Genomic DNA, 19,883 nt, shown 5'->3' with positions numbered 1-19,883 from the left:
GTTGGTTACATCTTTGATTTCTCGCGGAGTAACTTGTGATGCTGACAATCTTGTTGACTATCAGTCTGACTCCACAAGCACCCACACGAATTGCTTGATTCAGTTGTTAAAGAGCGGTTGGTTAAGATCTTTCATCTCAACCGAGGCGCGCATTCTACAGCAGCCTCATTTGCTGTCAAGTGATTATTTTCAGAAGTTTTAAAATTTCTTCAATCAAATCAACCACTTGCGCTAGTAGCGACATCAAGTTGCTCGCTAGCGGGAGGCGAATAATACAGGATTAAAACAGGTGGTCAACCCTCTCCTGAAAATTGTTTTCGCAGCGTTCCTGTCGTCGCATCGGTGCGCAGTCAATGCTTTCAGCTGATGGGTGTTACGCACAAAAAGGGGAAGCGAAATGGCCCTCGGTCAACGTTCACTTGTGCCCGGATGAGGAACGCCACTGCCCGCCTCTCCACCCACGTCAACTCGCCCGGCCCGATCAGTCACGACTGCCGAAACCACTAATGAACGCTTCCCGCATAGGTCGGCGGTCACGAAAGCCGGACTCGCTGGCAATGACATCCAGTGAGTGCCGGCTCTGTTCGATCCTCAAGCGGGCCGTCTCCAGACGCAGTCCCTCGATGGCCTTGTCGGGAGAGTGACCGGTTTCTGCTGTGAACACACGGGTGAACTGGCGAGAGCTCAAGTGTGCCACCCCGGCCAGCTGCTCCTCGACGCCGAGCGGTCGGCTCATAATGGCGCAGCTACATCTCAGCCGCGCTTTGGCAGCTTCCAGTTCGGACGGATGAAGTGACAGGTGTAACCATTCGGAATGCGCTCCAGGTAATCCTGGTGTTCCGGCTCCGCTTCCCAGAATGGCCCCGCCGGTTCGATTTCGGTGACTACCCGGCCTGGCCAAAGGCGCGAAGCGTCGACGTCAGCGGCGGTGTCCTCGGCAATGTCGCGTTGTTGTTCGCTGAGGTAATAGATCGCCGAACGGTAACTGGGGCCCAGGTCGTTGCCCTGACGGTTGGGCGTGGTCGGGTCGTGTATCTGGAAGAAGAACTCGAGGATCTGCCGATAGCTGATCACGGCCGGGTCGAAAACGATCTCGATGGCTTCAGCGTGATTGCCATGGTTGCGGTAGGTGGCATTCGGTACATCGCCACCGCTATAACCGACACGGGTTTTCAGCACCCCGGGGTAGCGTCGCAGCAAGTCTTGCATGCCCCAGAAGCAGCCACCGGCGAGGATGGCAGTTTCGGTCTGGCTGGTCATGGTCTGTCCTTCCCCTCAGGGATGTTGGAGGTAGCCATTGTTATGAGGGCGTGTTGGCCGATTCCAAGCCCCCCAAAGGGGCCCCATTAAAAAGCTCACGTAAACGCAGACGCGATGAACGCCTCCAGCGCCTGCTCTTCGAGAATCTCGATGGAGAAATGCCCGAAGCGCTTGGGCAGCCAGATGATGCGTGTACCAGACGGTGATTGCAGGTTGGCGCGTTCCAGTGGCTGGCCGTTTTCGTCTTCGGGCTGCACGCCGGCGATCACCAGTTCGTCGTAGGCCTTCTCGATGTCCGGTGTCGAATAGCAGTGGCGATAGATCATCCCCTCCCCCGACGAGTCCAGCAGTTCCCTGAGGTTGCCCGCCAACGGCTGGACCAGCATGAAACGCTCCTGGCCGATCAACGCAACCGCGTAGCGAACATGCAGGCCACCCCGCTCCCAGACGAGGGTTCTGGAGATTCTGGCTTTCAGGATCTGCGCATAGTAGGCGCAGGCCTCTTCGAGGTTGTTGACCAGTACATCGACGTGACTGAACTTCAGATCCATTGCAAAGCTCCTTCTGGCAGGCGCCCATCTTAAAAACAAAAAAGCACCCGAAGGTGCTTTTTTTTGTCGCCGCTGTCAGCGCTACGAAGTCTTCACGCTGGCCCGGGCCGCGTGCAGTTTCTTGTAGCTGTCGATCAGTCGCAGATGGCGATCGAGGCCTTCCAGTTTCACGCTGGTCGGCGTCAAACCGTAGAAGCGCACGCTGCCGTCAACGGAACCGATCGCCGCGTCCATCCGTTCGTTGCCGAACATGCGGCGGAAGTTGGCTTCGTAATCCGCCAGCTCCAGGTCTTCGTCCAGTTGCATCTCCAGCACCCCGTTGACCGCCTGATAAAACAGACCACGTTCAACGGTGTTGTCATTGTACTGAAGGAACATTTCCACCGCTTCTTTAGCCTCCTCGATTTGTCCCAAGGCGAGCCAGATCAGCAGTTTCAGTTCCAGAATCGTCAGTTGCCCCCACACGGTGTTGTCATCGAATTCGATGCCGATCAGCGTGGTGATATCGGTGTAATCGTCCAGTTCGCTTTCCACCAGGCGCTCGACCAGCGACTGGAGTTCGTCTTCGTTCAAGCGATGCAGGTTCAGGATGTCTTCACGGAAGAACAGCGCCTTGTTGGTGTTATCCCAGATCAGGTCGTCCACCGGGTAGATTTCCGAGTAATCCGGCACCAGGATGCGGCAAGCGGTGGCGCCGATATGCTCGTACACCGCCATGTACACTTCCTTGCCCATGCCCTTGAGGATGGCGAACAGGGTTTCGGCTTCTTCGACATTGGAGTTTTCACCATGGCCGGTGAAGTCCCACTCCACGAACTCGTATTCCGCCTGGGCGCTGAAGAAGCGCCACGACACCACGCCGCTGGAGTCGATGAAGTGCTCGACGAAGTTGTTCGGTTCGGTGACCGCCTGCCCCTCAAAGGTCGGCTGCGGCAGGTCGTTGAGACCTTCGAAACTGCGGCCCTGCAGCAGTTCGGTCAAGCTGCGCTCCAGCGCCACCTCGAAGCTCGGGTGTGCGCCGAACGAGGCGAACACCCCGCCGGTGCGCGGGTTCATCAACGTGACGCACATCACCGGGAACTCCCCGCCCAGCGACGCATCCTTCACCAGCACCGGGAAGCCCTGGGCCTCAAGGCCCTGAATACCGGCCATGATGGCCGGGTATTTCGCCAACACTTCCTGCGGCACGTCCGGCAATGCGAATTCGCCTTCGATGATTTCGCGCTTCACCGCACGCTCGAAGATTTCCGACAGGCACTGCACCTGGGCTTCGGCCAGGGTGTTGCCGGCGCTCATGCCGTTGCTCAGGTACAGGTTTTCGATCAGGTTCGACGGGAAGTACACCACCTCGCCATCCGACTGACGAACGAACGGCAGCGAAACGATGCCGCGCTGTTCATTGCCCGAGTTGGTGTCGATCAGGTGCGAGCCGCGCAGCTCGCCGTCACGGTTGTAGATCTTCAGGCAGTACGGGTCGAGGATTTCGCTCGGCAGCTCGTCATTGCTGCCCGGCTTGAACCAGCGCTCGTCCGGGTAGTGCACGAACGGCGCATTGGCCAGGTCCAGACCCCAGAACTGATCGTTGTAGAAGAAGTTGCAGTTCAGGCGCTCGATGAATTCGCCCAGTGCCGACGCCAGCGCACCTTCCTTGGTCGAGCCCTTGCCGTTGGTGAAGCACATCGGCGAGTGCGCGTCGCGAATGTGCAGCGACCACACGTTGGGCACGATGTTGCGCCACGAAGCGATTTCGATCTTCATGCCGAGGTCGGCGAGAATGCCCGACATGTTGGCGATGGTCTGCTCCAGCGGCAGGTCCTTGCCCGGAATGTAGGTGCTGGCGCTGGAGTTCGCACCCGGCATCAGCAATGCCTGGGCGTCGGCGTCGAGGTTTTCGACTTCTTCGATGACGAACTCGGGGCCGGCCTGCACGACTTTCTTTACCGTGCAGCGGTCGATGGAACGCAGGATGCCTTGGCGGTCCTTGTCGGAGATGTCCGCCGGCAACTCGACCTGAATCTTGAAGATCTGGTTGTAGCGGTTCTCCGGGTCAACAATGTTGTTCTGCGACAGGCGGATATTATCGGTCGGGATATTGCGGGTTTCGCAATACAGCTTCACGAAGTACGCCGCACACAGCGCCGACGAAGCCAGGAAGTAGTCGAACGGACCCGGTGCCGAGCCATCGCCCTTGTAGCGGATCGGTTGGTCGGCCACCACCGTGAAGTCGTCGAACTTGGCTTCAAGTCGAAGGTTGTCGAGAAAGTTGACCTTGATTTCCATGGGGGACTACCAGAATAGCGAGCTGAACAGAATGGCCGCCATTATCCGGTTTTTGAGCGGGAAGTCTTGTGCTTTGGCGTTTCGGCCGCCGACCGGAGCGCCGATCAAGTCGAGACGTTGCGTTGCGTCATCTCGGTGACAATGGCGTCGATCACACAGCGGGCGGTCGGTGACTGGCTTCTGTTGGGCAGGCTGACGACGCCGATTTCGGAATGCAGCCCGGGTCTGTCCACGACCTGCAGTTCGATCAGGTTACCGATGCGCAGGTCTTCAGCCACGGCGCCGTGGATCACGCCGAGGATGGTATCGGTCGAGCAGGCCACCGTCCTGAGCAACGCCACGTCGTCGCACTCCAGTGCAAGCGGCAAGGCCTGGCGCGTGGAAATGCCGAGGGTTCGTGCCGTCTCGTCCTTCACCACGGCCGGCAGGCGCGTCGTTGCGATGCCGTAAGTCTCCAGGTCTCTCATCGTCACCCGATGGCCGGCCAGCGGATGTTGTGGCCGGACGAAAAAACCCGCCGAGGCCTGACCCAGTGAGCGGATCAGCAGATCGGTGTCGGCCGAGAAATTGCGAATGTCCGCGACGAAGAATTCGATCGCTTCATCTCGCAGCCGTGCTTCGAGTATCTGCCAGTTGTTGATCTCTACCCGCAGAGTGACTTGCGGATACTCCCGGCGCAATCGCGGCACGACCTGATGCATCAACATGGCCGCCGGAAACGGCCCGACGCCGAACGCGAGATTGCCGAGCCGGCCATCGCCGTAAAGCGCCAGATCACGCTCCAGCGAACGTGCATCGAACAGCAGCCGTCGCGCCCGCTCGATCAGAAATTCCCCTGCCGGCGTCGGGCGCACGTCACCGCTGTCCCGATCGAACAGGCGTTGGCCGGTCTCGCTTTCGAGCGCCTGAATACTGCGGCTCAGGGCCGGCTGGCTGAGGTGCACACGTTCGGCGGCGCGGCCGAAATGGCGTTCATCAGCAAGGGCCAGCAGATGTGTCAGTCGTTTAAGATCCATCTGGTCGATGCTAGCTACGCATTGTCTGGATGTAAACAATGCATTGGATACATCACGCCAGCCTCCCTACTCTCTGATGAATCGTCCATCGGAGAACAACAAGAATGAGACCGACCCTCCACACCCTGATCGCCCTGACGCTGATTTCCCTCGCCGGCTGCGACAAACCGCCGAGCGTTGCCAGCGGCGAAGCGACGCCTGCCACGGCTGCGGTGATAGAAGCATCAATCAAGGGCCTGGACCTCAACGACACCCGCGACATGGCCGACGCCCAGCGCGGTTTTATCGCCCGGCCGAGCGGACAGATCCTCGGTTCCGACGGCTCGGTGCTGATCGATTTCGATGCGTTCAGATTTGTCGAAGGCAAGGCCCCCGCCACGGTCAATCCGAGCCTGTGGCGCCACGCAATGCTCAACGCCCAGATCGGTCTGTTCAAAGTCACCGACGGCATCTACCAGTTGCGCGGCTTCGACATCGCCAACATGACGCTGATCGAAGGCCAGACCGGGTGGATCGTGGTCGATCCGCTGACCTCGAAAGAAACTGCCGCCGCTGCCTTGGCATTCGCCCGCGCACAACTGGGCGACAAACCTGTGACCGCCATCATCTTCACCCACGACCATGCCGACCACTTCGGCGGCGTGCTGGGCATTACCTCGGTCGCGGAAGTGGCCGAGCGCAAGATTCCCGTGGTAGCCCCTGTCGGTTTCATGGAGGAAGCCACCAGCGAAAACGTGTTGGCGGGACCTGCGATGTCACGTCGTTCGATGTATCAGTTCGGCAAGAATCTGGCGCCGGGCGCAACCGGCATGGTGGATACCGGACTGGGCAAAAACGTCGCCTACGGCAGCATCGGCATTCTGCCGCCCACGCAGATCATCGATCAGCCGACGCAAACGCTGATGATCGACGGCGTGACGTTCGTGTTCCACAACATTCCGGGGGCTGAGGCCCCGGCCGAGCTGACCTTTTCCATCCCCGAACGCAAGGCCTACGGCGGCGCCGAGCTGCTGGCGCAGACCATGCACAATCTGCTGCCGATCCGCGGCGCCAAGGTGCGCGACGCGTTGCTCTGGTCCGATTACGCCCAGATCGCCCTCGATGAACTGGGCGACACCGAGGTCTATTTCGGCCAGCACAACTGGCCAATCTGGGGCAATGAGCGCATCCGCGAATTCATCACCAAGCACCGCGACGTCTACAAATACATGCACGACCAGACCGTGCGACTGATGAATGCCGGCTACACGCCCAACGAGATCGCCGACAAAATCCAGTTGCCCGACTCGCTGGCGTCGTACTTCGGCACCCGTGGTTATTACGGCGATGTGCGACACAACGTCAAAGCGATCTATCAGATGTACCTGGGCGCTTACGATGGCAACCCGGCGCACTTGAATCCGCTGGTGCCCAAAGAGTCCGCCAGACGCTACGTCGAACTGATGGGCGGCAACGCCAAAGTGGTCGAAGCCGCGCGCGTGGCCTATGACAAAGGAGAATACCGCTGGGTCGCCGAGCTGTTGGATCAAGCGGTCCTCGATAAACCCGATGACAAAGCCGCCAAGGCACTGCTGGCCCAGACCTATGAACAGCTGGGCTACCAGTCTGAATCCGCGACCTGGCGCAACAGCTACCTGACCGCCGCCCAGGAACTGCGCAACGGCCCGCCGGCCAAAGGCGTGAGGCGTTCGGATCTGATGGAACTGATGAAACAGACGCCGACCGAACGCTTCCTCGAAGCCATGGCCGCGAGTCTCGATGGGCCGGCCGCCGACGGCAAGAACTGGACCTTCAATCTGGTGCTGACCGACACCCGCGAGTCCTTTGTGCTGTGGATCGAGAACGCCGTACTGCACTACCGAAAAGGCCCGTCAGCAACAAATGCCAACGCAACGCTGACTGTCACCAAAGACTTGTTCGTGCAACTGCTGGGCGGCACGGCGGGGTTCAAGGATGCCCTCACCTCAAAAGACTTGAAAGTCGATGGCAGCACGGTGGATCTGGTGAGATTCCTTGGATTGCTGGAGAAAGCCCCCGGCAACTTTGCAATCGTCGCCCAGGCGCGCGATTGATTCGTGCAGGGTCGATCGGATGTAATGCCTGAAGAGGTCTATCCCTGAGCAAGTCCGGCTAGGTATCTGTACGCCGCTTTCGACGATTCTAGGGCCGACCGTTACTCCAGGAGCTTCACGCCGTGCCAGACGCACCGACGCAAACTGCCTACGCAAAGCGCTTCACCGTCGTACTCGCCTACATCGACGCCAACCTTGAAGGCGACCTGTCGGTGAAAGCGCTGAGCCAGGTGGCGAACTTCTCCGAGTTCCACTTTCACCGGCAGTTCACGGCATACGTCGGCGTACCCGTCTCGCGCTATGTGCAGCTGATGCGCCTGCGCCGTGCCGCGCACCGCTTGAGCACCGTGCCCGACCATTCGGTGATGGAAGCTACGCTCGACGCCGGGTTCGAAAGTCCCGAAGCGTTTTCAAGGGCATTCAAGCGAGCCTTCGGCACCTCGCCGGGGGCATTTCGCAAGGCTCCGGACTGGAGCGTCTGGCACACGGTCTTCGCCATACCTCACTTTTCAAGGAGCATTGCCATGCAGGTACGAATCGTCGACTTCCCCGGAATCCAGGTCGCTGCACTCGATCACCGAGGCCCACCAGGCCTTGTCAATCAAAGCGTGCAACGCTTCATTCAGTGGCGCCAGCAAAGCGGGCAGTCGCCGGTGGCATCAAGCCGCACCTTCGGGATTCCTTACGGCAATCCCGACACGACGCCGCCGGAGGATTTTCATTTCGCGATCTGCGGCGAAATCCGTGAAGCGGTGGCGCCGAATGACTTCAACGTCCGCGAGCTGGGCATTCCTGCCGGCCGCTGCGCCGTGGTGCGTCACACAGGTTCAACCGATCACATCGGTGAAACCATCTACCCGGTCTACCGCGACTGGCTGCCCGCCAGCGGCGAAGAACTGCGCGATCACCCGCTGTTTTTCGAGTACTTGAGCATCAGTCCCGAGATCCCGAAGGAGCAGTGGCAAACGGATATTTACGTGCCGCTGTGCTAACAATCGCCTGCCCCTCAGGTTCAGCTGGATACCTACTCTCCTGCGCACATTCAGCGCTGCTCAGGAGAGGCCGTCCACCCATGAAACCGCAAAGAAGCCGATGCAGCTTCCCGACGTGTGATACCACCCATGGCATAAGTTTCGCGACAAACCGGCCGGCAAGTTGCGGATTACCGCCGGCGGGCATTCCGCAATCACGATCCTGCAACCGGCCCTCGCAAAGCTGCTGCCCGACAACCCCGGCCTGGATGTCGAAATCATCGTCGACTACGGCCTGACCGATAGTTTTCCGGCTATCACCTCTACTACCCCAGTCTGCGCCAGGTATGGACTAGCGACGCTGGCCCGCAGTCGCGCGGGCCAACGCCGATCCTCTTAACTTGCCCTCTGCCCTACCCACCGATGCCGATAAGCCAGCCCCGCCTGCAAGCCGAACGCGAGCACCACCGTCGCCGGCGCAGAAAAACTGCCGGGAACACCGCCCGTCCACATCAGCAACAACCCCAGCGCCGTGGCGGCGAACCACGCCATCAGGCCGACCGGGTTGAACGCCGGGCTGCGTTGGAGTGCACCTGCGTCATTGCTGCCATAGACAATCTGCGCCAATGCCACACCGACCCAGGCGACCACAAAAATGCCCTGATACGCCAATGCCTTGAGCAAGTAGGAAAACACGTCAGCGAGCATCAAGCCGTACACGATCACCCCGACCACCAATGCCCACAGCAGATAAGAACCGCGTACGCCGAAACGGCCGAAGAATGCCTGCATGTTGAGGGTCGCCAGATAGAAGTTGGCGGTGTTGATCCGGGTTTGCGTGGCCCAGACGAACAGCAGGCCCCACAGCCCCATCAACTGCAGAATTGCCATCACCACAGAGACTTCGTTCAGCGCGCCTTCATGGGGAATACTGCTGACCAGATAGATGCCTGCCGCACCGTTGAGCAGAAAAGTCACGGCATAGAACGGCATGCCGAAGTTCCAGCGCCCATGATACTGAGCGTCCTGCGGCTTGCCGAAACGGGCGTAGTCGAAGGTGAACAGCATCAGGATCCACACGCCCATGTAGGCCACAAAGCAATCCCACCAGCCGAAGGTCGCAGGTGTTGCCGGACCGAAATCGAGCCATTGCGGCTGGTAACCATATCGGCTGATCGACAGCCCGACCGCCACCAGCAAACCGCCCAGGTACACCGGCAACAACACGCCGTTGAGCTTGTCCAGCCAGTGCTGCACGCTACCCAGAATCATCGGCACGCTGTACAGCACCACCAGCAGGGCAGCCAGTGGGTAGACCAGTTCCGGGTACAGGTGATTGAGCGCCACGGCGATCACCGATCCTTCGAACACGGCGTAGTAAATCGCCGTCGAAAAGAAAATCAGCGTGGCCAGGCATGCTCCGGTCCGGCCAAACAACACGCTTGAAAACAACGCGACCGACCATCCGCTGCGCATGGCGAAACGGCTGAGAACGCTGTTGACCAGCCCATAACTGATCACCGACAGCACCATCCCGATCAGCGCATTGCGTGCACCGAAAGACAAGGCCAACGAAGCACCGACCACGATGTAGAACATGGCGCTGCATACGGCCCACCAGGCCATGGTCAGAGACAGTCGGCCCATGCGGGCCTCGGCGGAAACGGGATGATGGGCCGGATCTTGCCCGGTTTGACTCGATTGCGATAAAGCAGCCATATGCGTGTACTCCAGAACCAGTCAAAGGTTGAAACGCGGGCAGCCTTCACCGCACCGAAGCGCGGCGTTGGCCTGCGTATGGCATAGCCCGCGCGGTGCGGCGGGCAGAGTCAGGAAGGGAAAAGCTTGCTCAGGCAGCTGAGTTTTTTCTTGTAGGAGCGCCGTGCGTCCAGAGCCTCGTCGAGGCTGACCGCTACAAAGCGAGCCTTCTGGTTGGGCTGCATCTGGCCGATCAGATCCAGATCGGCACTGATGACGGTGCCGATCATGGCGTAACCACCACCCGATACGGCATCGCGATGCAGCACGATGGGTTCGAGGCCGGCGGGTACCTGAATCGAGCCGATCGGGTAGCAGCTGTCAACGATGTTCGACGGATCGGAGCCTGCACCAAATGGTTGTTCTCGCGGCTGGAAGTCCAGCGCGCTGCCGCCCTTGAAGCGATAGCCGATGCGGTCCGCTTCTGATCCGACTGTCCACGGCTCGGCGAAAAAGCTCTTCGCTGCCGCGTCGGTCAGGCGATCGTAATAAAGCCCCGGCACCACGCGCAGAGTGATCTCCCCACCCAGTGACTGGCGCAGCGCCATGGGCAGACTGGCCCCGGCACGCCCCTTGCCGCTGGCTTTGCCCACCGGCAATTCGTCTCCGGCGATCAAGCGTCGTCCGGCAAACCCGCCCAACGCCCCGAGCGCATAAGTCGATCGACTGCCCAACACAAGCGGCACGTCGATTCCGCCTGCCACCGCCAGATAAGCCCGCGCACCCGCCTTGGGAAAATCGAAACGCAGAACCTGGCCGGCCTTCACCGCGAACGCGGTGGCGTGATGCATTTCCACACCATCGAGTCGAGGCGCCATGTGCGCGCCGCACACCGCGACCAGTGCGTCTTGCTGAAACGCCAGCTCAGGGCCCAGCAACGTACACTCCAGCGCGGCGCAATCCGCCGCGTTGCCGACCAGATGATTGGCCGCTCTCAGCGCATATTGATCGAGCGCGCCGGACGGCGGGATGCCGAGGTGGTAGTAACCTTCGCGGCCCAGATCCTGAACCGACGTGGCGAGACCGGGTTTGAGTACCTTGATCATGCCAACACCTCCTGCAGCGACACGGGATAACCGACCGGATCGGCGAGAAACGCATCCAGTGAAAACTCCACCGGCCGGATCCGCAAATCGAAATGCCCGGCCTCCACGTCTGCAACGGCCTGGTCATACGCTGCACGATCCATTGGCTTGAACTGCACAATGTCACCCGGACGGAAAAACACCATATGGTCCTTCAGGTACGCCAGCGATTGCTGCGGGTCGTAGATGGGAGCCGGTGTGACACCGAACATCTGATAGCCCCCGGCGCCACGCACCGAGTAGATGCACCCGAAGCAACCACCGTGACCCAGTGTCAATTTCGGCGTGTCGGTACGTGGACGCAGATACTTGGGCACCTGCAACTGACGTTCGCGTTCGACCATCTGGAACATGAAGGGCAAACCGGCGACGAACCCCACCATCGAGACAAACCATGGCGCTGCGCTATGAGCTGCAATGAACGCATCGACATCCGCCAGGCCATTGATGCGCGCGGCGTATTCCAGATCCGTGGCGCCCGGGTCCTGGTGCCGGTCGCGAAAACGCATCAGCGTTTCGTGGGTCCAGGGATCGTTGTACAGCACCGGAATCTCAATGATCCGGGTCTGCAATGTGCGTTCGGCAACGGCGTCAGCCTCGGCGCCCTGCACCGCTTCGAGCAAGGCCTGCGGCGCAATTCGATCCGGGTCGAAGCGGATCTGGAAGGATGCGTTGGCCAGACACACATCGAGTACGCCATCGAGTTTCAGCCGCTCCACGGCGCGGGTGACCGCCATGCCCTTGAAAAACGCCTCGAGGGACATGCTTTCACTGACTTCGGCAAACAGATGCTCATCGGCACCAAAGCTGTAGCGGATCGGACGAGTCATGCTTCACCTCCGCTGCGGCGTGCGGACAGCCAGTTCTCCAGCGTCCCGGTATGAAAGTCGGCAGTTTGCAACCACGGTTGTTGCAGCAGTTCAGCGTGCAGCGACAAGGTGCTGGCCATGCCGGTCAGCAAGGTTTGCGCCACCGCTGTCCGGGCACGCGCAAGGGCTGTGGAGCGATCCGGCCCATGCACAATGAGCTTGGCCAACAGCGAGTCATAGTACGGTGGCACCCGATAACCTTCATACAGGTGGGTGTCCACACGAACACCTTCGCCTTGCGGCCAGACCAACGATTCGACCAGACCGGGGCTGGGGAAAAAATCCCGGGCCGGGTCTTCGGCATTCAAGCGCATTTGCAGGGCCGCGCCATTCAGACGGATGTCACTCTGCTTCAGGCCCAGTGGTTCACCACCGGCAATTCGCAGCATCGCCTGTACCAGATCGATACCGGTGACCAGTTCGGTGACCGGGTGTTCCACCTGGATTCGGGTGTTCATCTCGATAAAAAAGAACTCGCCGCAGACATCGTCATACAGGTACTCCAGCGTGCCCGCTCCCTTGTAGCCGAGGGATTCGGTCAAACGTACGGCGCTGGCGCAGAGTGCCTCCCGCTGCTGCGCGTCGAGTACCGGTGATGGTGCTTCTTCAAAGATTTTCTGACGCCGACGCTGTAGCGAACACTCGCGCTCGAACAAGTGCACGGCGTTTTTCCCGTCGCCCAGAACCTGTACTTCGATGTGCCGGGCCTTGCCGATAAAACGCTCCAGATACACCGCACCATTACCGAAAGCGGCCTGAGCCTCGCGCTGCGAACGGGGAAACTCTTCACTCAATTGCGCGGCATTTTCTGCCAGACGAATACCCCGCCCACCACCGCCGGCCGAGGCTTTGATCAGCAACGGGTAACCGACCGATTCCGCCGCCCGAAGCGCCGACTCGACATCAAACAGCTCGCCTGGCGAACCCGGCACCACGGGAACACCTGCCGCCTGGGCAGTACGCCGCGCCTCGGCCTTGTCCCCCATGCGCCGGATGGTGTCCGGGGCCGGCCCGACGAAAATCGCGCCGCTGGCAATCACGGCTTCGGCAAACCCGGCGTTCTCTGACAGAAAACCGTATCCAGGGTGAACCGCATTGGCGCCCGTCGCTCGCAGGGCACCCAGCAACGCCTCGATGTTCAGATAGCTTTTATCGGCACGGGCCGGCCCCAGAAGATGCACTTCATCGGCCAGGCGTGCGGCCTGAGAGTCGATATCGGCCTCGCTGCACGCGGCAACGGTTGGAATACCCAGGGCCTTGGCCGCACGGATAATCCGCACGGCGATTTCGCCACGGTTGGCGACCAGCAATTTACGAATAGGTTGAGTCATGTTCACGCCCTCACTCGCTATCAAGCGTAGCGACGACCTGACCCGGCTCCACCGGATCACCGTCTTCAACCTGAAAAGCACTGAGGCGCCCCGCCATCCCGGCGGTCAGTTCGGAAAACTGCTTCATGACTTCGATCAGACCGATCACCGTGTCGGCGCTGACAGAATCGCCGACCTCGACGTAATTCGCCGAATCCGGTGTGGCCTTTCGGTAGAAAGTCCCGGGTAATGGGGTGATGACAGTGTGTTCAGCCATGTCTGTTCCTCTTGGAATAGTTGTAGAAAGGCAGGCAAAAAATGTTTGGACCCCGGCGTCTGTTGGCCGGGTGTCGCGTAGTGATTCAGCGAGGTCGACGCACCTCGATCCCGGCGGCATCGAGCGCACCACGGGTGGCCTCGACCAGCGCCAAAGCGCCCGGCGTATCGCTGTGCAGACAGATGGAATCGAACTCGATCGCCAGATCCTCACCCTCGACGGTACGCACCACGCCCTCCTGGCAAGCGCGCAGCACACGGGTGGCGACGAATCCAGGATCGTATGCGCGAACATTGCGGGTGAAGACGATGGAGCCACTCAAGTCGTATTCGCGGTCTGCATAGAATTCGCGAACGACCGGTTGGCCGAGCTCTTTAGCGACACGCCAGATAACCGAATCCGGCATGCAATACAGCAACAGTTCGGGTTCCAGGCGTTGCAGGTTTTCCACCAGCAGACGCGCTGCTTCTTCATCCCGGGCCAGATGCATGTAGAGCGCGCCGTGAGGCTTGATGTGTTGCAGCGCGACGCCCTGCACCCGTGCCAGTTCACGCAGTGCGCCCAGTTGATAAAGGATGTCGTCGACCAGTTCCTGGGCCGGTGCATTGATGTGCCGGCGACCGAACCCCACCAGATCCCGGAACCCCGGGTGGGCACCGATGGCGACGTTCAGGCGCTTGGCCTGCTCGACGGTGCGACGCATGGTGCCGGGGTCGCCGGCATGGAAACCGGTGGCGATGTTGGCGGAACTGATGAACGCCATCAGTTCGTCGTCGACACCATCGCCGATGGTCCACGGGCCGAAGCCTTCGCCCATGTCCGAGTTGAAATCTACTGCCTGCATAACCCTTGCTCCTGACCCTTGTGACTTCATGCAGGCCACGTTAAATTCCCGCCAACCCCTTGGGAAGATCTATTAACAGATAGGGTATCTTCTGAAAAACAGATACCTGAAAAACAGGAACATCCATGTCGTTGACCTTGCGTCAAATTCGCTACTTCGTTGCCACCGCGGAGATCGGGCAGATATCTCAGGCAGCGATCCATTTGAATATCTCCCAGTCGGCGGTGACCACGGCGATCAAGGAACTGGAAAGTTTGCTCGGCACGTTGCTGTTCCAGCGCTCGGCACAAGGCATGACCCTGACGGATGCCGGTCGACACTTTCTGAACCGCGCCTATGTGATTTTGCGCAGCGTCGACGACGCGCTGAACAGCCCGCTACCCGACATACGCGCCAGTGGCCTGATTCGCCTGGCCGCGAGCTACACGGTGATCGGCTATTTTCTGCCGCATCATCTGCAACGGCTGGAACATTGGCACCCCGACGTTGCCATCGAAGTCCACGAGCAGGAACGGCAGGCCATCGAACAGGGATTGCTGGAAGGAAAATTCGATATGGCGGTGGTGCTTACCGCGAACCTCACGCACCCCGACATCGTTTCGGAAACCCTGTTCAACTCCGAACGCCGTCTGTGGCTGCCCAGCCACCATCCACTCTGTGAGCGGTCGGCCGTCAGCCTCGCGGATGTCGCGCTGGAACCCTACATTCTGCTGACCGTGGATGAAGCTGAACAAAGTGCCATGCGCTATTGGGAAAACGCCCGCCAACAACCCAACGTGCGGGTGCGTACCAGTTCTGTAGAGGCCGTGCGCAGCATGGTCGCCAATGGCAGCGGCGTGGCGATTCTCTCGGACCTGGTGCACCGCCCCTGGTCGCTGGAAGGCAAGCGCATCGAGACCCTGACCATCACCGACAAGGTGACCCCGATGAGTGTCGGCCTGGCCTGGCACCGCGAGCGCGAATTCAGCCCCGCGATGCAGGCCTTGCGCAATTACTTCCACGATGCGTTTCTGGCCCCGCAGCAGCTTTCAGCGCGGCGCTGACGCACAGGATCAGGCAAGAATTCAGTAGAAATGCACTAACGGAATGCGGGTTCGGAGCGGGAGGATGGCTGTCCGACAGATCCATCGAGGACGTTCCCATGCTTGTACAAGCCTACGGTGCCCACGCGGGCGACAAACCCCTTGAGCCTATCCAGATCAATCGCCGCGCCCCTGCGGCCCATGACGTCCAGATCGACATCGCCTTCTGCGGCATCTGCCACTCCGACCTGCATCAGGTGCGCTCCGAGTGGGCCGGCACCCAGTTCCCTTGCGTACCGGGACACGAAATCGTCGGCCGCGTTTCGGCGGTCGGCGCGCACGTTTCCGAATACAGGGTCGGCGATCTGGTCGGCGTCGGTTGCATCGTCGACAGCTGCAAACACTGTGAAGACTGCGAAACCGGCCTGGAAAACTACTGCGACGGCATGATCGGCACCTACAACTTTCCGACTCCGGACGCCCCCGGCTGGACCCTCGGCGGCTACTCGCAAAATATCGTGGTGCATGAGCGCTACGTCCTGCGCATCCGCCACCCCGAAGCACAACTGGCCGCCGTCGCGCCGCTGCTGTGTGCGGGCATCACCACTTACTCGCCACTGCGTCAGTGGAACGCCGGGCCGGGCAAGAAAATCGGCGTGGTCGGTATCGGTGGCCTGGGTCACATGGGCATCAAACTGGCTCATGCGATGGGTGCGCACGTGGTGGCGTTCACCACGTCTGAATCCAAGCGTGAGGCGGCGAAAGCCCTGGGTGCCGATGAAGTTGTGATCTCGCGCAATCCCGAAGAAATGGCTGCGCACACCAAGAGCTTCGACTTCATCCTCAACACCGTCGCCGCCCCTCACGATCTCGATGCGTTCCTGGTGCTGCTCAAACGCGACGGCGCACTGACTCTCGTGGGCGCACCCGCCTCGCCGCACCCATCGACAAACGTGTTCAACCTGATCATGAAACGCCGCACCATCGCAGGCTCGATGATCGGCGGCATTCCAGAGACCCAGGAGATGCTGGATTTCTGCGCCGAACACGGCATTGTTTCGGACATCGAACTGATTCGCGCGGATCAGATCAATGAGTCTTATGAGCGGATGCTCAAGGGCGATGTGAAGTATCGGTTTGTGATTGATAACGCGACGTTGGCGGGCTGACAAGCACCTCTGGAGAGAGGCGTTGCGCCTGCCCGTTCGGACACGAGCGCCTTTCTCCCCTCCGCCCCGCCAAGCAGGGCGACTTCCTCCATTTACGGGCCCTCCAATCTGCGTGCCTGTACCCATCGATGGCCGGCATCCGCCATTACCCTCAGCATCTCCCCATCGACTCATTGATCTTTCCCCTCACACCAAGTAAAAAACCCTCTCCTTTTTCCACCCTCGCAAGGAGCAGCGGATGCTCGAGCTCACCACGCAACGACTGGACCTGCGCACGATGGTCGAGTCCGACTGGCCGTTGTTTCTCAGGCTGCATTCCGAGCCGCAGACCATGCAGTACGTGTTCGGCGAGATTGCCGAGGAACAGGTTCGCCATGGCTTCGAGCACCGGCTCCCGGCATGGGGGCCGCAGTCGGAGCACTGGCTGTGCCTGGTGGTGACCGACAAGGCCAGCGGGCATGAGCTGGGCGTGACCGGTTTTCGCATTCTGTCGCCGGGGCACGCCGAAGTGGGTTGTCTGCTGCTGCCGGAGCATCAGGGCAAGGGCTTCGGCACCGAGTCGCGAAAGGCAATCATCGATTACGCCGCGGCCATCGGGCTGAACTCGCTGGAATCGACCGTGACCGACGGCAATATCGCGTCCTGCAAGGTGTTGGAAAAATGCGGCTTTGTGTTCGCACGTCGTGTGCCGCAGGCCTACCAGATCGGTGATCGGTGGTACGACGATCTGATCTATCACTATCAAATACGCTGAGCCTTGCGCTCAACGACTCGCCAAGGAGGCCTCCCGTCGTGAATCCCTATCAATATCTGCCCCCCCGCTCCTTCTGGCGTACGGCCGTGGCTGACAAATCCGCGTCGGACATCGATCAACTGTGGACGCCGCAATTCGAGATCGGCAACAAGGATGCAATCGTCACCGCCGGCTCCTGTTTCGCCCAGCACATTGGCCGTGCGCTGGTGGCGCGCGGCATGAACTGGCTGGACGCGGAACCCGCCCCGCAAGCGTTGCCTGAGGCCGACTGGAAGGCCCACAACTATGGCGTGTTTTCCTTTCGCACCGGCAACCTGTACACCCCGGCCATGTTGTGCCAATGGCTCGAATGGGCGCTGGGCGTAAGCGCTCCGCCCGAGGAGACCTGGGCTCATGACGGGCGTTTCTTCGACCCGTTCCGCCCTGCCGTGGAGCCTGACGGATTTGCCAGCGAGCAGGCCCTGTTCGAGTCGCGCGAGGCGACCCTGGACGCCATCCGCGAAGCGCTGCGCCGGGCCAAAGTGTTCGTCTTTACTCTCGGCCTGACCGAAGCCTGGCAACATCGGCAGACCGGTCTGGTATATCCCGTGTGCCCCGGCACTGTTCGCGGCACCTTCGATCCGCAACTCCACCGGTTCTGCAACTTCGGTTTCATGGACACCTATGGCGACATGGTCAGGGCACTGGAGCTGATGCGTTCGATCAACCCGCAACTGCGTCTGCTGCTGACCGTTTCACCGGTGCCCCTGACGGCAACGGCCACCGGGCAACATGTGCTGAGCGCCACGACCTACTCCAAATCGGTCCTGCGCGCCGTCGCCGGGCAGTTGTGTGAAGACCTGCCCGACGTCGACTATTTCCCGTCCTACGAAATCATCACCGGCCCGCCGTTCAAGGGCGCCTTCTACCAGCCCAACCAGCGGGAAGTCACGCCAGAGGGCGTGGCGTTCGTGATGCAGCAATTCTTTGCCGGACTTGAAGCCGTCCAATCGGTGCAGGCGCCGACTCCTTCCGCCCGCGTGTCCAGCGAGGATCTTGTCTGTGAAGACGCCGTACTCGATTACTACGCCTAGGTTTCTGCTGCTGGGCGACTCCCATGCCGGCGTCATCGGCAAGGCGGCGCAGGCTCGCGAAATATCGTTCGGTGGTGGCCCGCTGGGCACCGGCCGGGATTTCGCGGTCGATTTCTTCAGCCTGACCCGACATGACGTGGTCTTTCGGGATGCCGAAATGGATCGGCTGTATCGCCAGGCCCTCGACACGCTCGAAGTGCCGCAACTGGCGCAGGTCGGCGTGCCGCTGGTGAGCACCATCGGCCTGAGCCTGCACTACCTCGCCACTGCGCCGAACTGGACCTGCTACCAGAATGCGCACGGTGAATTCGACGACGGTTTTCTCGCCGGGCCGTTGTTCGAGGCCGTCATCGACACCCTGTCCCGACCCGCAATGGCCTTCTATGAACAGGCCCTGGCGCTGGACCTCAAGGTGTTCGCCGTGCTGCCGCCGCAACGGGTGCCGGCGCTGTCCGACCCGCGCGTATTCATGGCGGCGCAGTCATTGCTGATCGAACACCTGCAAGGGCTTGGCGTGGAGCTGATCGACGTGCGCGAGGCGGCGAACGATGAGCTGGGGTTTCAGCGTGAAGCGTTCTGCGAAGTGGATGACCCGCTGCACGGCAATCTGGCGTTCGGTGAGTTGATCGTCGAGCAACTGATCCGGCGCGGCGTCTAGAACCTGTGGGAGCCATTGGCTCCCACAGGTTTTTCAGCACCATCAAGCCTTGGGCTGCGTCCCGAGGATCGTCACCCGCTCGCCATAACGCGAATGCGGGAAATAATCCCAGATCGCATGGTGCTGGGTGCAGCGGTTGTCCCAGAACACCAGCGTGTTCGGCGCCCAGCGAACGCGGCAGCTGAGGGACGGTTCCCGTGCCACCAGGTCGAACAGCATGTTGAGCAGCAACTGACTCTCGCCCCCGGACAATTGCACGATGTGCGACGTGAATCCGGAATTGACGAACAACGACTTGCGCCCGGTTTGCGGGTGACGAACCACCACCGGGTGTTCGGTTTTTGGCAGGTTGGCGGGCGCCTCATAGCCCTTCCACGGAATTGCACCGTCGTGAATCGCAGTCAGTTCACCGAGAAACTGCTGCATCGTCGGCGACAGCATTTCCAGCGCCAGATGCATGTTGGCGAACAGCGTATCGCCGCCCGTGCCGATGGCCGGGGTTTCCTTGACGTACAGCATCGACCCCATGGACGGCGCCAGATCAGCGGTGCCGTCGGTGTGCCAGGTTTCCCCGGCCACATAGCGCGATTGCGCATTGGCGCGGATCACCACCAGTTCCGGGTCATCGCCGTCGATGTCTTCCACCGGCAACGCCCGCAGTTCGCCGAACAGCCGGCCAAACGCCTTGTGCTCCTCCACCGTCAGATGTTGATCGCGGAACACCAGCACGTGGTTCTCCAGAAAGGCCCGGTGGATTTCCGCGAGCTGATCGTCCTCCAGCGGTTGTGAAAGATCGACGCCGCCGATTTCGGCACCGATGATCGGCGTGATCCGGTCGACCGTGATGCGCTGATACGGCGCACGTTTTTCTGCGGCGATGCGCTCGATTGCCTTGAGTGCCAACTGATCCATGT

The 19,883-nt window shown here is 60.6% G+C and carries 18 protein-coding genes and 2 pseudogenes; 8 read left to right on the top strand and 12 right to left on the bottom strand.

Going from position 1 to position 19,883, the window contains the following annotated elements; genetic code table 11:
- Positions 1-481: 481 nt before the first annotated feature.
- The 5 genes and pseudogenes from J5M72_RS25190 to J5M72_RS25170 all read right to left on the bottom strand — a co-directional run.
- Positions 482-736, bottom strand: a pseudogene (locus J5M72_RS25190) (helix-turn-helix domain-containing protein); the annotation flags it as partial.
- Between the two features lie 17 nt (positions 737-753).
- The gene (gene msrA, locus J5M72_RS25185; protein WP_169429986.1) at positions 754-1,260 is read right to left on the bottom strand and encodes a peptide-methionine (S)-S-oxide reductase MsrA; all 507 of its coding nucleotides are present in this window, start codon (positions 1,258-1,260) and stop codon (positions 754-756) included.
- Between the two features lie 95 nt (positions 1,261-1,355).
- Positions 1,356-1,811 (bottom strand): VOC family protein, encoded by a 456-nt coding sequence (locus J5M72_RS25180; protein ID WP_207867596.1) that lies wholly within the window; start codon positions 1,809-1,811, stop codon positions 1,356-1,358.
- Between the two features lie 81 nt (positions 1,812-1,892).
- Positions 1,893-4,091: an OsmC domain/YcaO domain-containing protein gene (locus J5M72_RS25175; RefSeq protein WP_169429984.1), complete on the bottom strand. Its 2,199-nt coding sequence runs from the start codon at positions 4,089-4,091 to the stop codon at positions 1,893-1,895.
- A gap of 104 nt (positions 4,092-4,195) precedes the next feature.
- Positions 4,196-5,107, bottom strand: a complete 912-nt coding sequence (locus J5M72_RS25170; protein ID WP_207867595.1) for a LysR family transcriptional regulator — start codon at positions 5,105-5,107, stop codon at positions 4,196-4,198.
- 104 nt (positions 5,108-5,211) lie between these two features.
- On the opposite strand from J5M72_RS25170, the gene J5M72_RS25165 reads away from it, so the two are divergent.
- From J5M72_RS25165 to J5M72_RS29075, 3 genes and pseudogenes are all read left to right on the top strand, one after another.
- Complete coding sequence (locus tag J5M72_RS25165) at positions 5,212-7,179, top strand: alkyl sulfatase dimerization domain-containing protein (protein ID WP_207867593.1); 1,968 nt, start codon at positions 5,212-5,214, stop codon at positions 7,177-7,179.
- Between the two features lie 122 nt (positions 7,180-7,301).
- Positions 7,302-8,171, top strand: a complete 870-nt coding sequence (locus tag J5M72_RS25160) for an AraC family transcriptional regulator (RefSeq protein ID WP_207867591.1) — start codon at positions 7,302-7,304, stop codon at positions 8,169-8,171.
- Positions 8,172-8,310: 139 nt separating this feature from the next.
- Positions 8,311-8,454: pseudogene (locus J5M72_RS29075) on the top strand (LysR family transcriptional regulator); the annotation flags it as partial.
- A gap of 92 nt (positions 8,455-8,546) precedes the next feature.
- Here the strand turns inward: J5M72_RS29075 and J5M72_RS25155 are convergent.
- From J5M72_RS25155 to J5M72_RS25130, 6 genes are all read right to left on the bottom strand, one after another.
- Positions 8,547-9,797: an allantoin permease gene (locus tag J5M72_RS25155; RefSeq protein ID WP_243433482.1), complete on the bottom strand. Its 1,251-nt coding sequence runs from the start codon at positions 9,795-9,797 to the stop codon at positions 8,547-8,549.
- Positions 9,798-9,979: 182 nt separating this feature from the next.
- Entirely contained in the window at positions 9,980-10,954 is a 975-nt protein-coding gene (locus tag J5M72_RS25150; RefSeq protein WP_169429976.1) for a biotin-dependent carboxyltransferase family protein, read from the bottom strand.
- On the bottom strand, positions 10,951-11,823 hold the full coding sequence (locus J5M72_RS25145; protein ID WP_169429975.1) for an allophanate hydrolase subunit 1: 873 nt from the start codon (positions 11,821-11,823) through the stop codon (positions 10,951-10,953). Before J5M72_RS25145 ends, J5M72_RS25150 begins: the two co-directional genes overlap by 4 nt.
- Positions 11,820-13,193 carry an acetyl-CoA carboxylase biotin carboxylase subunit gene (locus J5M72_RS25140; RefSeq protein WP_207867587.1) on the bottom strand — a complete coding sequence of 458 codons (1,374 nt, stop codon included), beginning with the start codon at positions 13,191-13,193 and terminating at the stop codon, positions 11,820-11,822. The genes J5M72_RS25145 and J5M72_RS25140 overlap by 4 nt, the downstream gene beginning before the upstream one ends.
- Positions 13,194-13,203: 10 nt before the next feature.
- Positions 13,204-13,449, bottom strand: a complete 246-nt coding sequence (locus J5M72_RS25135) for an acetyl-CoA carboxylase (RefSeq protein ID WP_169429973.1) — start codon at positions 13,447-13,449, stop codon at positions 13,204-13,206.
- An 85-nt stretch (positions 13,450-13,534) separates the two neighbouring features.
- Positions 13,535-14,293, bottom strand: a complete 759-nt coding sequence (locus J5M72_RS25130; RefSeq protein WP_207867585.1) for a 5-oxoprolinase subunit PxpA — start codon at positions 14,291-14,293, stop codon at positions 13,535-13,537.
- 125 nt (positions 14,294-14,418) lie between these two features.
- Between J5M72_RS25130 and J5M72_RS25125 the strand changes: the two genes are divergently transcribed.
- The 5 genes from J5M72_RS25125 to J5M72_RS25105 all read left to right on the top strand — a co-directional run bounded on the left by J5M72_RS25125 (position 14,419) and on the right by J5M72_RS25105 (position 18,969).
- Positions 14,419-15,336, top strand: coding sequence for a LysR family transcriptional regulator (locus J5M72_RS25125; RefSeq protein WP_207867583.1), 918 nt, complete (start codon positions 14,419-14,421; stop codon positions 15,334-15,336).
- Positions 15,337-15,434: 98 nt separating this feature from the next.
- On the top strand, positions 15,435-16,484 hold the full coding sequence (locus J5M72_RS25120) for an NAD(P)-dependent alcohol dehydrogenase (RefSeq protein ID WP_207867581.1): 1,050 nt from the start codon (positions 15,435-15,437) through the stop codon (positions 16,482-16,484).
- A gap of 238 nt (positions 16,485-16,722) precedes the next feature.
- A complete protein-coding gene (locus tag J5M72_RS25115) occupies positions 16,723-17,238 on the top strand; it encodes a GNAT family N-acetyltransferase (RefSeq protein WP_207867579.1) in 516 nt (171 codons plus the stop codon).
- An 86-nt stretch (positions 17,239-17,324) separates the two neighbouring features.
- Complete coding sequence (locus tag J5M72_RS25110) at positions 17,325-18,311, top strand: GSCFA domain-containing protein (protein WP_347709530.1); 987 nt, start codon at positions 17,325-17,327, stop codon at positions 18,309-18,311.
- Positions 18,280-18,969: a hypothetical protein gene (locus tag J5M72_RS25105; protein WP_169429966.1), complete on the top strand. Its 690-nt coding sequence runs from the start codon at positions 18,280-18,282 to the stop codon at positions 18,967-18,969. Before J5M72_RS25110 ends, J5M72_RS25105 begins: the two co-directional genes overlap by 32 nt.
- A gap of 42 nt (positions 18,970-19,011) precedes the next feature.
- Here J5M72_RS25105 and J5M72_RS25100 read toward each other — a convergent pair whose 3' ends face one another.
- Positions 19,012-19,881 (bottom strand): TauD/TfdA family dioxygenase, encoded by an 870-nt coding sequence (locus tag J5M72_RS25100; protein WP_207867575.1) that lies wholly within the window; start codon positions 19,879-19,881, stop codon positions 19,012-19,014.
- Positions 19,882-19,883 lie beyond the last annotated feature (2 nt).

The sequence above is a fragment of the Pseudomonas sp. 58(2021) genome (assembly GCF_017491585.1).
Lineage (GTDB): Bacteria > Pseudomonadota > Gammaproteobacteria > Pseudomonadales > Pseudomonadaceae > Aquipseudomonas > Aquipseudomonas fluorescens_BT.
The sequence above is the reverse complement of the archived record's forward strand: the minus strand, read 5'-3'. Positions and strand labels throughout refer to the sequence as shown.